Here is a 20,635-nt window from a genome sequence, read left to right on the forward strand (position 1 = left end):
GGCTCCGGACACTTACTCAGGTGGTTCGACCAGTCGTTCACGAATGGCGAGAGCGACCGCTGCGGTTGCACCATTGACGTGAAGCTTGCGGTAGATACAGCGGGTCACGTAATCGAGCGTGTGAAGGTTCAGATCCAGTTCACCAGCAACTTGTTTTCGCACCAACCCGCGGGTCATCGCCTCCAGGACAGCTTGTTCCCGTTCGTTTAGCCCGTAATCCGTTTGCTCCGGTGCAAGCTGGGCAAACATTTTCAGGACACGTCCGGCGATGCGAGGGTGAATCGGTGCGGCACCTTCCAAAACTTGCTGCACTGCTTCGCGCACCTTCGTGATGGAATCGGACTTCAAGCAATAGCCGGAAGCTCCTGCCTTGAGTGCGCGGAAGATCTTTTCGTCGTCCTCGAACACAGTCAGGATCAACACGGATGCATCGGGCAGACGCTGTTTGATTTCACCAATACCCTCGATCCCGTCCATGCCGGGTAAATCGATGTCCATTAGAAAAACATCCGGTGCATGCCCTGCATCGATCGCTGCAATCGCATCTTCGCAATTATCAAACTCCCGAGGCTGCACATCGTCAGCCAGCACGCTCAGTCCACGGACGGTAGCGTGCCGGTACCTTGAGTTGTCTTCGACGATCCAGAACTTCAGCACTTTGTTAGACCATGGTAGGGAAAGATTCTTGATATAGCGTTCGGCCCTACAAGCTACTCTTTGCTATCGACTGCGTCGCCACCTACGGTCGTCTCGCCAACCGAGATCATTTCCTCATTTGCTTGGTCAATTCGCTGCCGCTGTGCATTACTGAGTCGCTGCTGAAAATAAACTTCCGGACGAAGCCATAGCCCGCTTTGCTTCAGTGCGGGGTCGTCGACATCAAGACTCAGGTCGCAATCAAAACGAGCCAAGATCGAATGCGACTTACCCGGTGATCCGGCATTGGTGAAGTGACACAGCCCCCACGTGATACCGCGCCCGTCACCGCTATCGGTGAAAGCATCTGGCGTGAAAGCGCCGGCGGCGGTAGGCGGGAATGAAACGACCGAAGCGATCTTAAAATTCACGCCGTCCTCGGCATATTGAATGGTGTCACGTTCATTGCCATCCTTGATCGCGAATGCGGCCATGCCTTCCTTGAAAGGGAAATACATCGTCTCATGCCCGGAAGCCATCACGGGATTCAAGCGGTGTTTTTCATATGGGCCATGTGGATCATCGGCGATCGCAAGGCCATGACCAACGGCGTACTTGTCGCGGATATCAGGCCATTTGTTGTACGCGGCTTTGTAGTACACATGGATGCGACCGCGGTAGACGACCGGGAAAGGATCGTGAACCGCATCTTGGTCCCAATCGCCTTTTTCACCGGTATGGATGATGGTCTTGTTTGTAGGAGCCCAGGGACCATCCGGGGAATCAGCGGACGACATCGAGACCGCACACCAATCGCCTTTCAAGCCACTGGGCTGAACGAAGGCTTGGTAATAGAGATAGTACCGACTCTTCCAAACCAAGATTTCGGGCGTTGCAACAGACCGCCAACCGGGAATAGGCTGCGGTGGCCGAGTAACCGCGACGCCTTGTTCATGCCACGTGAATCCGTCTTTGCTGGTCGCGTGCCAAATCTCACATAAATCCCAGTCGGTCGACGGAATGGTGTCAGTCGCTTCGGCAGCTCGACTGGCTCCGATCGGTGGCGTTGCCGTGTCTCGCTTGGTGTACCAGACATGATATTGACCATCGACCAAAATGGGTCGGGAAGGATCACGGCGTGTGATGGTTCCATCGCCACTACGGTTGTCGAGACCTTTCAACGGCGTGTACTTGAACTGTGAAAACAGCTCATTGTCTTGAACCCGAGGTGCGGGGTAATCGAACATTCGATCAACAGATGCGCTGAGTTCCATGTCCGGCTTCTCCGCCGGCATTCGGTGCGGAAATACCGGCGACTCCGCTGCGCAAAACGCCGAAGGCATACCGAGCAAGACTAGGCAAAATCGAAATCGGCTAATCAACAACATGAATCTCATCTTGGTAAGCAAAAAAATCGTCGACGCGGGGCAAACAAACGCCCATTATAACGATCCAGCTACACAAAAGTATGCAAGCTCGCGGGGAACCTACATCATGTCGTTGGGAGTAGCACAAACCTGGCCGATCGAACCAACTGGCATTACCAACGGCCCCAACTGGCAAGATTACCGGCGACATAAACTAAGGAAGGAAGCTACGGATCCCGCCTGCGAGCGACGCGATACCTTGTTGGATGCGTCCCGACGTGCCCAAGAGATCGCCGATCCCCGGTAGTGCCAAGCTAACGAACGCGATCATCACAGCGCTGATGAACATCAACGATCCGCCCGTTGACTCGGTACCGCGTTGACCACTCGTGAACGAAGGGATCCAGCCACCGATGACTGGCGGGCGAGTCAAATCACGAATTCGACGCAAGCCTACCTGGACGTTGCCATCTTCGGCATGAAAGAACCACTGAGCGTGAACTTCCAGCTTGGATTGATCATGAAGCAAAATCCAGGATCGCCCCAAGGCGAGCTTCGTCGCGTTGGACGCATCGACTAATACCGTGAAGCCATCAATGGAAGCTTCTTGCACTTGGGCTTCGAGGGTTTGGCGACCAATGCGAATCTTCGCCGAGCCATTCTCGACAGGAAGTGCGCACCGGAAGTATTCGTCGCATTTGGTTGATTGGGTCATCTGCAAACTTTTGAACAAGAAGAGCGGCCCCCACCGTCGACATTGCACCGTACGCTTGCCTGATTCGCAACGGAAAATTGCTGCGACGGAGTACTGTGCAATGAAATAGATAGGTCACGTAGGCCACTGAAGCTGACCGGAAGAAAAAGTTTTCGGTGCAGCGACTTGAAAGCTTGTCAAACGTTTCCGATTGTAACGGTTACGGCCATTCGATCACTTCTCGTCCCATTCGGGTCGAGAGATCTTGCCACAACTTGCCATCCACTGAATCGGTGACGAACCGCACGGACCCATCCAGCACGCCAACCATCACGCCACCGGTATGGTAACTGCGAGAGGTGACCGCAGCGTAGGTGAGGGGATCGGTCCCTGAACCTGCAACCTTTCCTTCGCGTTGGTTGGTCCAATCCACGTCGTATTCCACTCCCGATGAATCCTCACAAAGGATCTTTCGGTTAGGTGTGAACGTCGTTGTGAACCCCGCTTGGTGAACACGACCATCAATCCATTCGGTATGGCCGCTATTGGTTTTCAGCGATCCCAGCAGAGCACAGATTTCGGCGGGTTCAACAGGAATAGCGAGGTCCCCAGCGTGTGCGGCGTCTCGCAGGTAGGGATTCCAGCCCTTCACTTCAGCCAGTGCAAGTGTGTTACTCAATCCATCCAAGCAATCGCGGAATCCCATGTACCGACCGGTGCAAAACATGCCGTCGCCGACAGTCTTGTCGTTGGGATCGTAGACAAACCAAACCCCTTGGTTCACCGCATAATTGAGTTTGTAGTAGTTGTTTGGTGAGCTGATTCGAGGCTCGTCTAGTGGATCGCTAGGGCACTGGTAAGTGGCAACACGAAATTCTGAAATAGCGACCGGTTCGCCATCAACAGTTAAAAATGCATTGCTGTAATCGACTGAAAAATCCACGCCATCAGCCAACCCGTCTTGTTCAACGAAGGGCAAGATCCGGGCTTGCATCGACCAGCCACTTCCCAAACCATCCGTTCCGCCTGGATCGGTCCATGCCGGTGGCAGTTTTTTGTAAGCAGATTCGTAATTGTGAACTGCCAAACCAACCTGTTTGAGGTTGTTGCTGCAACTCATTCGCCGGGCGGCCTCACGAGCGGATTGCACGGCGGGCAGCAACAGACCAACCAGAATCCCGATGATTGCGATCACCACCAGCAGTTCGACCAGAGTAAAGCCGATCCGGAATGACTTCCGGTTAAGATGAACGACGTCGAAGCGAGAATGAGAGAGCGACGGAACACTCGAAGGTCGGTGCAAAATGCGCATGGGCCTATCCTGAAACACGCGGAATTGGGTGTAAAGGAAAAGCGTGGCTGGCATCCGACACGGAGTCCGCAGGGATCAGCCCTGCGGAGGGCTGGTCCCGGAGATTCCGCCACCGAAGTGAGGCTGGCTAGCTGATCGAGCCAAAAAGGTAATGCGAATCGATCTCAATAGAAAGACGCGAATAATGAGCCCCCCGTCTGAGATTACGGTATCCACACGCACCGTCGATTGGCGACACGTGTTGCAGGGATGGGAAAGTTACTGGCGGCGCCTTATTCTTTCAGACGTTCTCGTTCGACAGCTAATTTCCTCTAAATAACGCGTCCCGCATGGAATTCTTGCTTTACCTTGCGATGGTGCCGGCCCTCGGCGTCACCGCTCAATGGCTCGCATGGCGGACCGGATTCCCGAGCATTTTGGTGCTGCTGTTGTTCGGGGTCACGCTGGGATATTTCGTTCAGCCTGACGCATTTTTGGCACAACTGACCGATGGTGACCAAACGGCTGGCCCCAATCTGCTGTTCCCTTGGGTAGCGTTGTCAGTTGCCGTGATCATGTTCGAGGGCGGATTGAGCCTCAAGATCAGCGAGCTGACCGAATCAGGCTCTGCATCGCTGCGGTTAGTCACAATCGGTGCCCTGTTGTCGTTCTTCGGTAACACGATCGCTGCCCACTATATTTTGCAGTTTGGCTGGCAACTCAGCGCACTGCTGGGGGCGATTCTGGTCGTCACCGGGCCAACGGTCATCGGACCACTGTTGCGACAGGTCCGGCCGAGCCGGCGAGTGGCGGCGGCACTTAAATGGGAAGGCATCGTGATCGACCCGATCGGTGCAGTCTTGGCCGTGCTGGTCTTTGAAGAAGTGCTGTTACAACACTCGACCCCTGAATTCTCGTCAGTGATTACCTCGCTGGCATGGACCGCAACCGTCGGCTTAGTATTGGGCTGTGGCGGCGGGGCAATCCTGACACAAGCATTGCGACGATATTGGGTACCGGATCACCTGCACGGTGTGACGGCTCTCTCGCTGGCACTTCTACTGTTTGCGATCAGCGACATGCTGGCACACGAATCGGGGTTGATCACGGTCACCGTACTCGGGATCTGGCTCACCAACCAAAAGCACTTCGATGTTGAGCACATCATTGAACTGAAAGAAAACCTGCGAACGCTGTTGATCGGCTGCCTGTTTATTGTATTGGGTTCCCGAGTGAACCTAGCGGACATCGGGGCGATCGGTTTACCGGGCGTGGGTTTAGTCCTGGCGTTGGTTTTGATTGTCCGCCCGGTTTCGGTTTACCTATCGTTACTAGGAAGCCCGCTGAACTACCGCGAACAAACCTTCATCGCTGGCTTGGCACCGCGAGGGATTGTGGCGGCGGCGGTTAGCAGCGTGTTCGCCTTGGGAATGGAAAGCCGAAGCGACCTGCAGATCCCAGGATCGGAACAACTTGCCACAGTGACATTCCTAGTGATCATCGGCACCGTCGCGGTTTACGGGATGGCCGCAGGCCCACTGGCAAAGTTTTTGCGGTTGGCCGACGAAACCAGCAACGGGGTGCTGATCGCGGGAGCCGACCCGTGGGTCCGAGATTTTGCTGCTGAGTTGGCAAGAACCGGAATCCGTGTCTTGATGGTCGACACGAACTACAACAAAATTTCCAAAGCGAAGATGGATGGCATCCACGGGGAATGCGTTAACATCCTGAATGAGCACGTTCGCGAAGAATTGGACTTAGCGGGAATCGGGCGGTTCATGGCCATGACTCCCAACGACGAAGTCAACTCATTGGCGCTTCGTGAATGCAAGACGTTGTTCGATTCGTCACGACTGTATCAGTTGACCTTCAAGTCAAAAAACAATGCCGGGCGTCGCGGATTGACGAAGAACTTGATGGGACGCGAATTGTTTGGTGAAGGCCTGACCTACACGCGGTTTCGCGAGATGCATTCGGTCGGCGCAACTTTCAAGGCAACGAAGTTAACATCCGCTTACACATTCGAAGACTTTTTAGAGAAATACGGTGAGCAATCCGTGGTGATGTGCGCACTGGAGAGCGACGGGAGCTTGAAAATGAACACGATCGATAGCCCGCTCATTCCGGCCGCGGGGCAAACCATCTTAGCGATGGTCAACGCGACCCCGATCGACAAAAAGCATGCCGCTCACGCGCATGATTCCGGCATCAGTCCTGGAGCCAGTTCTTCCGCACCGAATCACAAGGGTACTGACAACAAGGCGGCTGATCATGTTTGAACCGTTCGCCGCGCTTGTTGCTTTCACTCCACTAATAATTTACCTGTTCGTCTTGGCGTTGTGCCGTGTCAGCGGACGAACGCTGGTTTGGTCCGGTGCGGCCGATACCGCAGCGCTACTGATGGCGATTTCTGGTTTGGTTGTCGTTGGACCTATGGAACTGTTCTTTCCTAAAGCAACGGCGTATCTGCTAGGGGCTTGGGTCTGGATTCCGTTGCTATTTCTGTACTTCTTGTTCGGCTGCTTGTGGATCATTAATAGCCGATCGTCTTTGGTCATCTACGGCCGCACAAGCGAACAACTTTTTCCGGCCGTTTTGAAAGCAGCTCAAAGCGTTGATGCGACCGCAACGGGCGATCTGGAAACGCTTCAGTTTCATCTCCCGAATGCAGGCGTCCACTTACGTCTTGATTCCGCCCCCATGCATGACTGCGTCAAGCTGGTGGCTTTCGAACCGTTGCTAACCGCCGCGTTCTGGAGCACGCTATCGGTGCACCTTCGCCGCGAGATATCAGAGATCGCGGCCCCACAACCGCGACGAGGTTGGGCAGCGTTGGGGTTCGCAATCCTAATCACGGCGTGGTTGGTCGAATACGTTTCGGATCAGCCTCAATTGCTGGTAGACGGTTTCCGTGATTGGCTGGTGCGATAAAACCTCGTTATGCCGCTTCCCGCCAAAAATATCGCGATCACGCTCACCAAGTTCCTGGTCCCCGTCGCCATCATCGGATTCTTGTTGTGGCGAATGGAACCGAGTCATTGGGAATCGCTGGCCGAACGCCAGATTTCTTATCCAATCTTGATCGCGGCTCTCGGCGTGGCCTTAGCCGCGATCAGCCTGTCGTTCGTACGTTGGTGGATTTTGGTTCGATGCCAAGGCATTGCACTTGGCTTGGTCGAAGCGTTGCGACTGGGTTCGATCTGCTTTCTATTGAGCTTCGTCGCCCCCGGCAGTGTCGGCGGCGACCTGTTTAAGGCGGTTTTCTTGGCAAGGCGAGCGCCGGGTAAACAGATCGCAGCTGTCGCGTCGGTGATCGTTGACCGGGGCAGCGGTTTGTACGGTTTGTTGGTACTGGTCGCGATGGGCCTGATGTGCCGGGAATCGTCGGATTCCTTTGAGTTCAACGGAATTGGGATCAACGATATCAAATGGATTGTCGGCGGTTTACTGAGCATCGGTACCGCTGTTTTGATGCTGCTGGTCTTTGGTGGCAAGTTCGTCGATCGATTAATTAACCAATTTTCAAAGGTCGCCGTTATAGGCCCCTTGGTTGCAAAAATTGGTCCGCCATTGCGGATGTTCCATCACCATCCCTGGGCGTTCGCACTATCCATCTTAATGAGCGTCGGTGTGCAAGGCCTTTTGGTGGTCAGCATGTACTTGATTGCCGTGTCGATGTACGAGCTACCACCCACGTTAATGGAACACTTCGTTATCGTTCCAATCGGAATGCTCGCATCCGCGCTGCCCATCACACCGTCGGGCCTGGGCGTGTTAGAAGCGACGATTGAAACGCTGTACCACTTGGTCCCCGCGAAAGCGACCGATGCATCAGGCACGATCGTGGCGTTGGTCTTTGAACTGGTGAAAGTTGCCTTAGCGGCAATCGGGACATTGTTTTATTGGACGGCAGGAAAAGACGTCCAGGAAAGCCTGGAGTACGCCGAAACGCACACAAGTCCCACGGAGTCGATCACCGATAGCCCTAGTGTGAACGTTGACGATGGTGGCGAGATTGACTCCGCCACGAAGCCTGATGACGTCATACGAACGCCTGCAGAGTCGCCCAAACTGGATGCCTAAAGTTGCCTTCCTTAGTTCAAAAAATTCGACAACGTGGAGTCTTGAATGTATTCGAGATTCTGTTCAATCGAGTGGTGCCAGCTTGGTTGTTTCGGTTTTCGGTTGGTGATGTTCTTGAGCTAGACGTAGACGGCCTTCGCGACAAGCATTCCCAAGCTGCTCAAGACACGCTGCAATTCACACGCGTGACCGATCCCGTCATGCGGGCTCACTTGCGTGCAGTGACGTGGAACTCAGTGCCTGAAGAAACAACGCTCAACGATCTCGGCTACGCGATCACGACATCCGATGATGCCAAAACGATTGTGGGTGGAGTTTGGTGTGGTCGCCAAAGCTTTGCCGAAAACAACCTGGGCTTCCGTATCGCGCTGGAAGAAAACCAGGGCTGGATTTACTGTGCCTATGTCAGCGAATCGCTGCGGGGCATGGGAGCTTACCAACGACTGCTCGCATTTGCAGCGAACGATGCACACCAGCACGGGTGTGATCGGCTGCTAGTCGTGATCCAACCATGGAACAAGGCTTCCATGCACGTGCACCGAAAACACAGTCACCACAAGGTGGGCCGGATCGTCGTCATTCGAATCCTGCGACTATGCGGCGTCTTCGGATCTGGTGGATTATCCAAGGATAAGACTTGGACCACGCGACCTTATGAATCTCCAGTAATTTTCAAAATCCGGTAGGACCAAGTGGGCGACACCAAGTCGCGTCTTTCGAGAGCCGAATGCAGCGTCAGCAAAACCCAGACACTCCATAAAAACGTCTCGATCCATTGCCAGCGGACTTCGAGCCACCAATGCCAATAAAAAAAGCCCAGCCAAATTGGCTGAGCTTCAGTGGCTACGGTGTCCGCCCGCCGGATATGCGGACAGACAACTAAATTGGATCAGCTAGCACCAAGCTCGACATCGATCTTGGCGTCACGTGCTGCGTCACGCAATTTGCTCAGTGCACGAGCTTCGAGCTGGCGAACACGTTCTTTAGTGACGCCCATCTCCACGCCAACTTCCTTCAAAGTAAGCGGCTCAACGCCTCGCTTCAAACCGAACCGAGCTGTGATGATCTTTTGCTCACGCTCGTCCAGCCGATCAAGGATACGTGCGAGTTCACGCTGACGCTGCAACTGAACGGTTTCTTCCGCGTATGGATCAAGGCGTTCGTCTTGATGAGCAACGAACATCTCCTCACCACTGGTACGGAAACGATCACGGTGCTTGAACTCCTTCGGAATCGTACGAGCAAAGTTCTTCATGATCGCCCAAGTAGCGTAGGTGCTGAACTTGTTGCCACGTGAGTAATCAAACTTTTCAACCGCACGGATCAAAGACATGTTCCCGTCGCTAATCAACGAGAAGAAATCTTCTGCTGAAGCGACGTGCCGCTTGGCGATCGAAACCACCAACCGCAAGTTTGCTTGAACGATCTTATTCTTCGTTCGCACAGCCTCTTCGTAGAGCGACTGAATCCGATCCATCGTTTCGCTTTGAGCTTGGCCACTGGCCAACATCTCATCACGCAACACACCGGCACGGTGCTTGAGATAGTTCATCTTGCGGAACAGATGTCCTTCTTGCTCGCGATTCAACAACGCCACGTCGTACAAGGCGGCCAAGTAGCTAGGCAGATCCGAAGGAGCACGCATTTTACGAGCTGATTCGTTTTCAGGCATATCGGCGAGGTACTCTGCCTCACGCGACACGTCTTCGAAATCTTCGTTGTAGATGTGATCCAGCGGCAATTCAGCCAATTGCTGCAGACGGACTTCATCCAAGATACGGCGAATACTCGAGCGAGTACGCTTGAAACGTTTGCAAAGTTGTGGAATCGTCGCACCGTGAACATGCAATTGAGCGATGACACGCTTGTCTTCTTCGGTCAACAGTTCGCGGTGATGCGGGAAGATCGCCAGCTTTTGGTTCTGCGCATCAAAGTTCTTGAGCGTGTACCGAATCGTTTCAGGTGAGCGGTTCATGTGCTTGGAAAGCTGGTGAGTCACTTCGGACAAACTCGCACCGCCTTCGGACAATTGCCGGGCCCGTTCGATCATCTCCGTTTTTTCATCGTCGCTGAGTTGGCTAAAGCGTTCCCCACGACGAACTTTATCACGGTGAGTTTGCTGAAACTGGTCCACGCTGGATTGCAGGAAGCCGACGCGTTTTCGCTTGCCGAACAAGAACTTACGGCTGACCAACCCAGCATCACGCCAGCGGCTGATCGTCTTGGTAGAGACACGGAATTGCTTTGCCAAATCGTTGACGGTCAAAACACGTTGACCAGCGGCTTCGGAATCCAAATCCGCAGCATCCGAGAGGTCCTCGATTAGTAAACGCAAATCGTGACGCAGATCCGCTGCGGCCACAGTTTGGCGAGGCTTCGTGTCGGGACGATAGTTCGTGATCCGCAAGCAGACGTAATCCACGAAATAGTCGCGACCATCGACGATCTCGCTGAGCAACTTCTCAGCCAGTTCGCCTTGTTCGATTTTTTTGTTACGAGGTGCGAACCGTGTCAATTGGTCGCGAAGTTCCATCAATCCGATGTGACGATATCCAGTATGCATAGCTGCAAACTCCCAGTGCTGATCGCTCGTGTCCTGATTTCCTTGCAACCCCGGCGGGTCGCAGACACATCAATCTGATTTGCCCGGGGATCGCCTAATCCATAAGGCGACAAATGGGTTCGGTTCGTAAATGGCATCCGACTGATGTCAGTTCCATCCCTTTACTTACCAAGCGTCTCGTACGACTCCATGCCATACGATTCAGAATACCAGGTCGTGAAGGTGTGCGCGGCTTTGAGGCACCATTCCGGTTAAAAACAAAGCGTTCACAAAACTCCATCACTCCCTAATCTTCCTTGTCCTTAACAGACCGCCTGCGACGCAGAAATGTTCATCGAAATGACGAAAATTCAGTAAAAAACAAGCTGAAGAGTCCCCGGTTTGCCCGGCTTACCAAACTGTCGCGTTAAAGCGAAATTTGTCGTGGTGCCGTTTGAACCGAAGCAGCTTCCGACTTGCCTACGAAGTTGGCAGGTCCGCTTTGGACGATGGTAGACAATGAAACTTCCGCGCCAAACGGACCTGGCCAGCAACAGATTTATGGATTGACTTCCGAAGTGTCCCGGAAAAACCGGCATTTTAGGCCCTAGGAAATTTTCACGACCTCAGCCAAGTGTCGCCTCGGGTACGTGTGAATTGTCACATTTACAACCACTTTGCAATTTTGGGTGTCTCAGAACGAGAATGTGCCTCATTCTTCAACAACCGTTCAACCGGCTGGTGGGCGTATGCCGAATTTACCGAAACACCGTCACCTAAATGACGAATTGGATTCGATTTTTATCGGCCTGTATCTGTTTTCCTGTCGCCCACGATGTCTGTGATGAGCCAACGTAAACCTGTTGCCAGCCGCCCCTCTCGCCGTCAATTCCTGGCCTCGACCCTGCTTTCTGGATCGACTCTCGTAACAGGACCTGCACTACTTTCGGGGCTAGTCGCTCTTTCAGGACTACCTACGGGACAATCCGCCTGGGCCGCTGATCGACCTATCCGACTGAAGACGGCGACGGACCAAGACTTGTTCCGTGTCCGAATGGAAATGGATATCAAAGGCAACGTTCACCTAGCCAAAGATCCAATGATCCCGGACAGCCCCAAACAGGTGTTGCCCATCACAGCAAAGATGAAGCTGGATTACGAAGAACGCTATCTGCAGCCCAGCGGCGTCGCGGCTGACTCCGAAGTGATCGCGGCAGAACGTCACTATTATGAAGCGTCAGGCCAAAGCCGGCTCAATCGCACTGAACAGGAAACGGAACTGCGTCCGGCAATTGGATCCGTCATCGCTCGCCGCGAGCATTTGCCAGAATCGATCTATTCCACCGCCGACTATTTGACGGCGGCGGAGATCGAATTGCTACGGACGCCCGTGTCCAGCGTCGCAATTGACCGATTGGTTCCCGAGCAAGCCCTACTTGCTGGCGAAAAGGCGGACATCGATCCCAGCGTATTGGCTTCGGTACTGAACCTTTCCAACGTGGCGGCCAGCGACGTGCAAATGGAACTGGTTTCTGTCGACGGTGCGCAAGCCAAACTGCAAATGCAAGGTAAGCTGGACGGGTCTGTCTCCGGCGTGCCGACGCAACTTCGGGTGCTCGGCAAACTGACCCTTGATCGAAAAACGAACACCGTTAGCTGGGCAGCAATCGCGATTCACGAAACCCGCGAAATCGGTAAGGCGGAACCTGGCTTCGACGTCACAGCGACCATTCGCATGATCCGCAAACCGATCGATCAACCGAAAAAATTGGCTCAACGGCCAGCGAAGGTGGACTTCAACAATGCCCCACCAGCGGACCGCATGCTGATGGCGATGAACTGCAGTCATGCCGGGGTTTCGGCACTGATGGACCGCCGATGGCGAATCATGAAAGACGCGCCGGGCGAATCGATCATGCGAATGATCGAAAACGACAACTCAATCGCTCAATTGAACCTACGGCCTCTGCCCCGACTGGGCGAAGGCGAGCAGTGGACTTTGGAAGCGTTCGAGCAGGACGTCAAACGAACGCTGGGAGATCGCTTCACCGATATGATTCAAAGTCACGAAGGCGTGACGGACGGCGGTTTGCGGATGCTACGCGTGGTCGCCGCCGGCAACGTGCAGGGCGTGCCGATTCAGTGGATCATGATGCATTTCAGCGACGACGAACAACGACGCATCGTCGCCACATTGACGATGGACGGCGACAGTGTGGCTCAATTGGGCGGGTCTGACATTCAGCTAGCGGCATCTTTGCAATTGACGAGTCCCAAAGGCAACGTCGCTGGCGCCGACACTCAACAGGGCGAAGGAACTGAAAAACAGGGTGTTTTGAAGGAAAAACTATCAAACAATGGGACATCGCAAGTAGAATCGACCGCTTCGGTTCGGTCACCCAGCGACGGGTTCACTCGGTAACCGAGGAAGCGTTTGCAGTGGATTCACAGTGGTTTCACCAGGCCCTGACGGCAATTTGGGCGGCGTGAAGTCGTATGCGGGCCTTGATGTTTTTCGGTGCTTATTTGCACCGAATCGTCGAGTCGGACGTATTTCCATGAAGCGCATTCGCGAAACTCATCCACGCAGTCAACCAGCCAAGCCATCCCTTTGATGTCAGCAATCTACCGCATGTTCGCCCAGAAAACTCCTCGCATCGCCTTGGCACACAACGGGTGGAAACTTGCCGCCATCTGGGCGGGGGCGACCTTTTTGACGATCGCGAGCGTCTCGGTCAGTGCAGTATCCGCTCAAGAAGCTGGTCCCGATCGGGCCGACAGGTCAACGGAAGTGCAAACCCAATTTGCACCTGGCGTTGTGACGGTGATTCCGCCGGCACCGGATCCCAAGGAAACCTTCGACGGACCGCTGACGCTGCAGTCCATCATTGATGCCCACCCCGAGATCAGTTGGAACACGGGCGACCATCCTGACAACGCACCGCATTTTGACCCACGGTCGCGGACGTTACAGGAAATGCTGAAACAGGTTGTGCTGCGTCGCGAGATCTTCTGCCTGGAGTTCTCATTCAAGCCGCTTCGCCAAATCTATCTGGATATTCCTCGGCCCGACGGTCGCATGCAGCGAAAGCTGGTGCATTACATGGTCTATCGCGTTCGATATCGCGGTGGTGATTTGCGTCCGGCCGCGGATGATTTGAACACCCCAATTTACCGGCGAATCGAATCGGTCAGCTACAATTCACGACGTTTCTTCCCCATGATGGTGCTCGAAGATCACGAAACGGGCAAGAAATTCACCGACCGGATTTTGCCAACAGCGATGAAGCGAATCGCGATTCGCGAGCAAATTTCAACCCGTCTGTACAACAGTGTCGATATTTCCACCGTCAAAATTCCTCGCACAAAGGACGAAGATGCTCCGGGCGTGTGGGGCGTTGCGACCTGGGTGGATGTAGACCCAAATCTCGACTTTTTCTCGGTCAATGTGTTCGGTTTGACGAACGCATTTGAACAAGATGGCGAAGGCAAAGACGCTCCTTATCGCCGCAAAGCTCTGGTTTTGAACTTCTTTCGCCCAGGCGATTCGATGGATCCGACGTCCGACCGCGTGCGTTTTGGCGTGCCGGCTTACGACGATCCCGCTGAACAAGCATACCTATTAGAGAAATACGGGCTGCGTGAACGGCTTGATTACCGCTGGTCCTTCCGCTAATCTCTCGCGACTGTGCCCGAACCAGGGTGCATCCGCAAAAACATTTCCCATCCGCACATTTCACTCGATCACGTAAAACAATTCGATGGCACACAAAAAGGGTCAGGGCAGTAGCCGCAACGGTCGCGACAGTAACGCACAACGCCGTGGAGTCAAAAAGTTCGGCGGTGAAGCTGTCCAAGCCGGAAACATCCTGATTCGCCAGGTGGGTACGAAGTTCCATCCCGGCAAGGGTGTCGGCATGGGCAACGACTACACGCTTTTCGCGTTGGTTGACGGCAAGGTTCGTTTCGACCGTGAAGGTCGCCGAATCAACATCGACGTCGCCTAGTGCATCGTCCCAGCTTGGTTCTGGGGTTTGCTAGTCTGGTCTTAGCCGCCGTCTGCTTCAAGTAGACGGGGCTGACGCCGTGCAGCTAATTGGACGAGCCAAAATTCTTTGTTGAGACAACACACTAAGTTTCTTTTTACTTAGCGGATTTGGCATTTGAACGGATTCAGCGTTGAGGGATTGAACCCTCCGCAAGCCGAAGCGGTAACGACTTTGTCTGGACCGCTATTGGTTCTCGCCGGTGCGGGCACCGGTAAGACTCGGGTCGTGACCTTCCGCATCGCTAATCTCATCAAGCATGGGATTGAGCCGCAGCGGATCTTGGCGGTCACGTTTACCAATAAAGCCGCTGGCGAGATGCAAGATCGCGTCGGCGAATTGCTAGGCCACAAGGATCAACCCCGTCGCAAACGAGGCGCTCCCAAGGTCCCCAAGCCAGTCGTCAGCACGTTCCACTCGCAATGCGTGCGGATGTTGCGTGAACACGCACCCGCATTGGGCTTCCCTAAGAAGTTCTCGATCTACGATCGCAGCGACCAAGAATCAATCGCTCGCGGCATCTTGCGTGAACTGCGCTTGCCCACCGCGGCACTGAAACCGTCCGACATGCTGAACATTATCAGCGGTTGGAAGAGTGCGTCGGTTCTTCCAGAAGAAGCGGGTGCCATTGCCAGTACGGACAAAGAACACTTCGCCGCGTCCGGCTACCGCCGCTACCAAAACGCCCTGAGGGCCCGCGGTGCGATGGACTTCGATGACTTGCTGCTACATACGGAAGCCTTGCTGACGCAGCACGAAGATGTTCGCAAAGCCGAAGCGGCTAAGTACGACCATGTCCTGGTCGACGAATACCAAGACACCAACGGTAGCCAGTACCGCATCACGAAGGCCCTTGTCCAAGAGCACCGAAACTTGTGCGTCGTTGGTGACGATGACCAATCGATTTACGCTTGGCGAGGTGCCGACGTGAGTCACATCCTGAGCTTTTCCAACGAATGGCCGGATGCCAAGATCGTGTGGCTGGAAGACAACTACCGTAGCACCGGGGCCATTCTTGAAATGGCCAACACACTGATCGCGTTTAATACCGAACGCCACGACAAGATTCTCAAGGCTGACCTGCCGGTCGGCAAACGGCCGCGGATCGTTCAGCACAAAGACGAAGCGACCGAAGCGGAAACGGTGGTGCGAGAGATCAGACACCTGATCGACAACGAACACGTCCAACCCAAGCACATTGCGATTCTATTTCGCACCAACGAGCAGCCTCGGCTGTTTGAAACCGAACTTCGTAAAGCTGACGTTCCTTACGTGATGCTGGGAAGCCAGTCGTTCTTTGATCGCCGCGAGGTTCGCGACTTGGTGGCGTACTTGAAGTGGATCAACCAGCCCGACGATGAAGTCGCGCTGCTGCGGATCATCAACACACCGGCTCGTGGTCTCAGCAACAAGGCCACGCGCACGTTGATTGAGCGTGCAGTGCAGCGCGGCGTTCCGGTTTGGCAAGTGATGCAAGACCAGTCCGCGATCGAAGATCTTTCACCAGCCGCCAAACGCGGGATCGCTGGACTAAAACAGCTTTGTGCGGACGTGCAGCAGCGGGCCGAGAGCGACTCGCTGAGCGAGGCGATGAAAACGCTGCTGGAACGAACTGCTTACGGCGACGAAATCGCCAGGCTTTACGACCAGCCCGATGAACGAGAATCTCGGATGGCGTCCCTTGGCGAAGTTGCCAATGCGATCGCCGCATACGAAGACAAGAATGAAGAGCCGGACTTGGCCGGCTTCTTGAGCGACATCGCCTTGGCCGGCCGTGAGATGGGTAGCGAGAAAGACAAACTGGCGATGAAAAATGCCGTTTGGCTACTAACCATGCACGCCGCGAAAGGCCTCGAGTTTCCAGTTGTTTACATCGTCGGCATGGAAGACGGAATCCTTCCGCATAGCCGCAGCGTGAAGAGCGGTAACGAAGACGACATCGCCGAAGAGCGACGGCTTTGCTATGTCGGAATCACGCGTGCTCAAGTCACATTGACGATGTCGCTAGCGTTGACTCGGCGAAAGTGGGGTAAACCGCGACCAACCAACCCCAGCCGATTCCTGTATGAGATCACTGGCCAGGCGGACAACCCAAACAAGTACCGCAAAAAGGGCAGTCGGCCTGGCGCTAAACGCTAAACAGTGCCAAACTCTAAACAGCGTTGAACACTAAACGAGCCAACGAGCCAAAGCGACGACTGCTATCGATCGCTTCGGCTCCGCGAGAGAGCATCGAGACCAAGGAGCGTTTCGGCAAAGAAACCGCTCCAACTTGTTTGAACGCTAAACCAGTAGGCTCAGCCCAAGCCTTAGCCGGTAGCCACAATCAGTAGCCTGAGCACTTAGTCGTTAAGCAGTTCAGCACCGGTGGCTTTCGCCTTATCGCGTTCAGCCGCTTCCAACTTCTTCGCCGCCGCTTCGATAGCTGCTTGGTTCTTCTCTTCTGCGTTGGATTTCGCTTCCGCCTCAGCCGCTTCCCGTTCGGCTTTTTCGGCGGCCACTGGATCGGCAACGTAGAGCTGTTCGTTGCGGTAACGAGCTAGCATTTTTTCAGCGAACGTTTTGACATCCTCTGGCGCGACTTCAACCACTTTCTCTTGCCAGCCAACGGCGTCTTTGAACTTCCCTTGCGCGGCCAATGCGGCCGCCAATGCCGAGAGGTCACCAATATTGCCGTAGGCGTTGATCTCGCAAGCTTTCTCCGCTGCCTTCACCGCTTCGTCCGCGTCTCGTAGCGACTCATCATCGGAGGTCGCTAACAACCATGCTCGGTTCTGGTGCGCCAGTGCGTAGTTAGGCGCAAGCTTGATTGCTTGATCGTAATCCTTCAACGCCGATTCGATTTTACCGAGTTGGTATCGGTTGTAGCCACGATTATTCCAAGCCACCGGGTCCTTGTCGTTCAATTCCAACGCGGCTGAAAAGTCAGAAGCCGCTGCCGCATACTCACGTTGTTGAAAACGGATGTACCCGCGGCCCATCACAGCGGCAACATCTTCCGGATTCTTATCGACGATCCGGTCAAAGTCTTCGACCGCCTGGTCGAGTTTGCCAGCAGCCTTGAATGCGATCGCCCGCTGCCGCAACAATCCGGCATTATCTTCCCGAACCTTCAGGGCCGCGGTGTAGTCGTCGATCGCCTCTTGGAACTGGCCTTGTCCCATGTGGACCGCGGCGCGGTTGATGATGGGCGTGACGTCATCCGGATCTAGCTCCAGTGCCTTGTCATAATCCTTGATCGCGGCAGCATGATCTCCACGAGCGGCGAAAAACAAACCGCGACTGCTGTAAGCATGGGCCTCTTCGTAACCCTTTTCGATGGCGGTGTTGAAGTCGTCCATCGCTTCGTCTTGCTTCCCCAACGCCCACCATGCCGATGCCCGGAGGGTGTAGAAACGACCTTCGTCTGGATTCTCTTTAATCAGATCTGTGTAAATATCGGTGGATTCAGCCAACTCGACTGCGTTGACCTTATCGACTGCTCCGCGAGTCCCTTCGTGAGTCACGATGACGTAGTCTTCGCCGCGGTCTTCGACGACGGTCAACAGATCCCCTTTCGAGATCACGTCGACGACTTCGTCCTCGGTTGCAAATCGCATTTCAACTCGCGCCACGACGGGTTGCCCTGGGTTGGCGGCATGCGTCAGTGCACAAAAAGCCACACTTCCCAACGAAAAAACCGCTCCGAAGGCCGCCCGAAGTCGGATCCGGCTGCGAGTTTTCCTCAAATGTGAATGGGCATCTAAGCGGGTCTGGGAGGACGAGAAAACAAACATCCGAGGGGCTTCCGAGCGATTCGAGGGCAAAAAACGACCAAAATGTGCTGCCGCAATTTAGCACAGTTCGATGGGTTCGACGCTGCGCCGAAATCGGGAACGCGTCGATTCACGGAACGTTTTCGCGAATGATTTCCCGCTGATAACACCCGAAAAATACGCCTCATTCCAATCGCTGCACTGATGTTCGCTTTTTGGTGGAAATATCGCCGCGATCGGATTGCGAGGGTTAGGCAAATGGGGAAGATATTAACGATTGCGAGATATCGGGCAAAAAAAGCAGTTGTATCATTGTTAATACGTCTGTTCAGTCTAATCTTGCATGAAACGTGGACGGGGGGATCGATTCGTACCGCCCGGATCCGGCCTGCGCTCACCGCGTCATCGTTGGCAAAAACAGTACTCTCTAGAAGGAACATCCCAGTGAAGCTAGTTTCCCGTTTCTTGAGTGTCGCTTCGGCGATTCTCGCTACCTATGCAATTACCGCCTCGGCGCAGTGCGTCCCTTGCGGCGGTTGCTCCGACCCTTGTGGTAGCTCACCGACCGTCGTCAGCAGTGGTTGCGGTGGAGCAGTTGGTTGTGGCCAAGGTTATGTCGTCTCCAGCGGCGCGACCTATAGCGAGCCTATGGTCAGCAGCTATGCCAACAGCGTTTCGGTTAGCAGCGTTCCTGCTTCAGAGACCATTTGCGAGCCCATGACTTCGTATCGCGTCGTCATGAAGCCAACCTACGTTACCGAGTCGCGTGCCGTTGCCGTTCAACGCACCCGCACCGAAACTCGTTATCGCACCAAGACGGTCTACAACACGGTTCCAGTTACCGAAGAGAACTACCGCACCAAGGTCGTCAACGTTCCTAAGACTGACACCAAGTCCGTGACCTACACCGTTTTGGTTCCTGTTCGCAGCGAAAAGACTGTTGAACTGACCGAAACCGTGCCGGAATGGTCGGAAGAACCTGAAACCTACACCGTGCGAGTTCCAACCCTCGTCGACGTTCCTGAAGAGTACACCGTGAAGGTGCCAAAGCTTCGTGACGAAACCTTCACTTACACCGTGAACGTTCCTTACCCCGTTGTGACTGAAAAGACTCGCACCGTTACCAACGCGGTTCCTGTCACCAAGAATCGCACGATCTCGGTCTACGTTCCTAAGACAGAAATGCAAACTGTCACCAAGGACTACGGACACTGGGAAGAACAAATCGTCGAAGTTGCTGCTCCAGCAGTAACCAATGTCGTTTACAGCAACGGTTGCAGCAGCAACACCGGCTATGCCAGCACCGGATGCGGATGCTCAAGCGCCAGCTACAGCAGCGGTTGTGGATCGTCTTGTGGCGGTTGCCGCAGCAATTGTGGTCGATGTGCTTCGGCTTGCAGCGGATGTGGTAGCTCAAGCTACGGCGGATGTGGCGGCGGCGTCAGCTACGCTGCACCAGCGGTTGCCGCTGGCTCTGGTTGTGGCAGTGCTGTGACCACTCAAACCAAACGCGTTTGGGTTCCTAACGTGCAAACCGAAACAATTCCTGTGACAACAAGCTCACAAGAAACCAAGGTTGTCTCGTACACCGTTTTCGAACAACAAGCGACTCAAGTGCCTTACCAGTGCACCACGCTTGAATACCGTGCGGAAACTCGCACCGGCACCAAGAAAGTTGTCGACTATGTAGACGAAACTCGTACTCGCATGCGTAAGCAAGTTCAGTACAACGAAGAGCCACGCACTCGCATGCGTAAGACTTTGACGTACAAGACCGTTTCCAAAACAGAAACCATCCCTTACGTCACTTACACAACCGAAGAACGTACCAAGGAAGTTAGCTACACGTACAACGTTCCTGAGTACACCGTCGAGCCTTACCAAACAACCCGCTACGAGCGAGTTGCTGAAGAACAGGTCGAAGAGTACAGCGTTAGCGTTCCTTACACCGACACCGAATTGCAATCCGTTCAGGTTTGCAAAATGGTGCCAACCTTGGTCGAAGAAACCATCAATCCATGTGCTTCGGTTGCTCCCGCAATGGGCATCATCAACGGCGGTACCATTGGTGCCGGCCCATCGGTCATCCAAGGTGGCGGATGTGGAAGCGTTGGGGGTTGCGGTGCACCTGTCATGATGAGCGCTCCTGCCGCCATTAGTGGTTGCGGCGGATGTGGTGCTCCCGTGAGTGCCTCGCCTTGCACCGGCTGCTAAGACGCCC

Annotated in this window: 15 protein-coding genes; 9 read left to right on the top strand and 6 right to left on the bottom strand. The window is 54.5% G+C overall.

The annotated features are described in order from the left end of the window. Nucleotides 1-12: 12 nt before the first annotated feature. From ACR3ZL_RS20805 to ACR3ZL_RS20820, 4 genes are all read right to left on the bottom strand, one after another. A complete protein-coding gene (locus ACR3ZL_RS20805; protein WP_473651177.1) occupies nt 13-657 on the bottom strand; it encodes a response regulator in 645 nt (214 codons plus the stop codon). 53 nt (nt 658-710) lie between these two features. Continuing rightward, nucleotides 711-2,033: a glycoside hydrolase family 117 protein gene (locus ACR3ZL_RS20810; RefSeq protein WP_486172931.1), complete on the bottom strand. Its 1,323-nt coding sequence runs from the start codon at nt 2,031-2,033 to the stop codon at nt 711-713. Nucleotides 2,034-2,217: 184 nt separating this feature from the next. Next, nucleotides 2,218-2,718, bottom strand: coding sequence for a hypothetical protein (locus ACR3ZL_RS20815; RefSeq protein ID WP_473651175.1), 501 nt, complete (start codon nt 2,716-2,718; stop codon nt 2,218-2,220). A gap of 199 nt (nt 2,719-2,917) precedes the next feature. Then, nucleotides 2,918-4,009: a DUF1559 family PulG-like putative transporter gene (locus tag ACR3ZL_RS20820; protein WP_473651174.1), complete on the bottom strand. Its 1,092-nt coding sequence runs from the start codon at nt 4,007-4,009 to the stop codon at nt 2,918-2,920. 329 nt (nt 4,010-4,338) lie between these two features. Between ACR3ZL_RS20820 and ACR3ZL_RS20825 the strand changes: the two genes are divergently transcribed. Genes ACR3ZL_RS20825 through ACR3ZL_RS20840 form a run of 4 tightly spaced genes read left to right on the top strand, consistent with a single transcriptional unit; the run spans nt 4,339 to nt 8,757 of the window. After that, nucleotides 4,339-6,267 (top strand): cation:proton antiporter, encoded by a 1,929-nt coding sequence (locus tag ACR3ZL_RS20825; protein WP_486172932.1) that lies wholly within the window; start codon nt 4,339-4,341, stop codon nt 6,265-6,267. Beyond that, the gene (locus tag ACR3ZL_RS20830; protein ID WP_473651171.1) at nt 6,260-6,919 is read left to right on the top strand and encodes a hypothetical protein; all 660 of its coding nucleotides are present in this window, start codon (nt 6,260-6,262) and stop codon (nt 6,917-6,919) included. The genes ACR3ZL_RS20825 and ACR3ZL_RS20830 overlap by 8 nt, the downstream gene beginning before the upstream one ends. Nucleotides 6,920-6,928: 9 nt before the next feature. After that, complete coding sequence (locus ACR3ZL_RS20835; protein ID WP_473651170.1) at nt 6,929-8,071, top strand: lysylphosphatidylglycerol synthase transmembrane domain-containing protein; 1,143 nt, start codon at nt 6,929-6,931, stop codon at nt 8,069-8,071. A 2-nt stretch (nt 8,072-8,073) separates the two neighbouring features. After that, the gene (locus tag ACR3ZL_RS20840; RefSeq protein WP_473651169.1) at nt 8,074-8,757 is read left to right on the top strand and encodes a GNAT family N-acetyltransferase; all 684 of its coding nucleotides are present in this window, start codon (nt 8,074-8,076) and stop codon (nt 8,755-8,757) included. Nucleotides 8,758-8,960: 203 nt separating this feature from the next. Here ACR3ZL_RS20840 and ACR3ZL_RS20845 read toward each other — a convergent pair whose 3' ends face one another. Then, nucleotides 8,961-10,634, bottom strand: coding sequence for a sigma-70 family RNA polymerase sigma factor (locus tag ACR3ZL_RS20845; protein WP_473651168.1), 1,674 nt, complete (start codon nt 10,632-10,634; stop codon nt 8,961-8,963). Nucleotides 10,635-11,457: 823 nt separating this feature from the next. Between ACR3ZL_RS20845 and ACR3ZL_RS20850 the strand changes: the two genes are divergently transcribed. The 4 genes from ACR3ZL_RS20850 to ACR3ZL_RS20865 all read left to right on the top strand — a co-directional run bounded on the left by ACR3ZL_RS20850 (nt 11,458) and on the right by ACR3ZL_RS20865 (nt 16,798). After that, entirely contained in the window at nt 11,458-13,035 is a 1,578-nt protein-coding gene (locus ACR3ZL_RS20850; RefSeq protein ID WP_473651167.1) for a hypothetical protein, read from the top strand. 192 nt (nt 13,036-13,227) lie between these two features. Next, nucleotides 13,228-14,289, top strand: coding sequence for a hypothetical protein (locus ACR3ZL_RS20855; RefSeq protein ID WP_473651166.1), 1,062 nt, complete (start codon nt 13,228-13,230; stop codon nt 14,287-14,289). Between the two features lie 85 nt (nt 14,290-14,374). Beyond that, the gene (rpmA, locus tag ACR3ZL_RS20860) at nt 14,375-14,620 is read left to right on the top strand and encodes a 50S ribosomal protein L27 (RefSeq protein ID WP_473651165.1); all 246 of its coding nucleotides are present in this window, start codon (nt 14,375-14,377) and stop codon (nt 14,618-14,620) included. Between the two features lie 156 nt (nt 14,621-14,776). Further along, nucleotides 14,777-16,798: an ATP-dependent helicase gene (locus ACR3ZL_RS20865; RefSeq protein ID WP_473651164.1), complete on the top strand. Its 2,022-nt coding sequence runs from the start codon at nt 14,777-14,779 to the stop codon at nt 16,796-16,798. Between the two features lie 203 nt (nt 16,799-17,001). On the opposite strand, the gene ACR3ZL_RS20870 is transcribed toward ACR3ZL_RS20865, so the two are convergent. Further along, nucleotides 17,002-18,273, bottom strand: a complete 1,272-nt coding sequence (locus ACR3ZL_RS20870) for a tetratricopeptide repeat protein (protein WP_473651163.1) — start codon at nt 18,271-18,273, stop codon at nt 17,002-17,004. 624 nt (nt 18,274-18,897) lie between these two features. Between ACR3ZL_RS20870 and ACR3ZL_RS20875 the strand changes: the two genes are divergently transcribed. Then, the gene (locus ACR3ZL_RS20875; protein WP_473653502.1) at nt 18,898-20,628 is read left to right on the top strand and encodes a ferredoxin; all 1,731 of its coding nucleotides are present in this window, start codon (nt 18,898-18,900) and stop codon (nt 20,626-20,628) included. The last annotated feature ends 7 nt before the right edge of the window (nt 20,629-20,635 follow it).

The sequence above is a fragment of the Rhodopirellula sp. J20-39 genome, from assembly GCF_057365095.1.

Bases quoted from the DNA above. Each gene is read 5' to 3' on its own strand.
- ACR3ZL_RS20830 (WP_473651171.1), top strand. From the start codon at position 6,260: ATGTTTGAACCGTTCGCCGCGCTTGTTGCTTTCACTCCACTAATAATT.
- ACR3ZL_RS20815 (WP_473651175.1), bottom strand. From the start codon at position 2,718: ATGACCCAATCAACCAAATGCGACGAATACTTCCGGTGCGCACTTCCT.
- ACR3ZL_RS20810 (WP_486172931.1), bottom strand. From the start codon at position 2,033: ATGAGATTCATGTTGTTGATTAGCCGATTTCGATTTTGCCTAGTCTTG.
- ACR3ZL_RS20820 (WP_473651174.1), bottom strand. From the start codon at position 4,009: ATGCGCATTTTGCACCGACCTTCGAGTGTTCCGTCGCTCTCTCATTCT.
- ACR3ZL_RS20835 (WP_473651170.1), top strand. From the start codon at position 6,929: ATGCCGCTTCCCGCCAAAAATATCGCGATCACGCTCACCAAGTTCCTG.
- rpmA (WP_473651165.1), top strand. From the start codon at position 14,375: ATGGCACACAAAAAGGGTCAGGGCAGTAGCCGCAACGGTCGCGACAGT.
- ACR3ZL_RS20825 (WP_486172932.1), top strand. From the start codon at position 4,339: ATGGAATTCTTGCTTTACCTTGCGATGGTGCCGGCCCTCGGCGTCACC.
- ACR3ZL_RS20855 (WP_473651166.1), top strand. From the start codon at position 13,228: ATGTCAGCAATCTACCGCATGTTCGCCCAGAAAACTCCTCGCATCGCC.
- ACR3ZL_RS20850 (WP_473651167.1), top strand. From the start codon at position 11,458: ATGAGCCAACGTAAACCTGTTGCCAGCCGCCCCTCTCGCCGTCAATTC.
- ACR3ZL_RS20845 (WP_473651168.1), bottom strand. From the start codon at position 10,634: ATGCATACTGGATATCGTCACATCGGATTGATGGAACTTCGCGACCAA.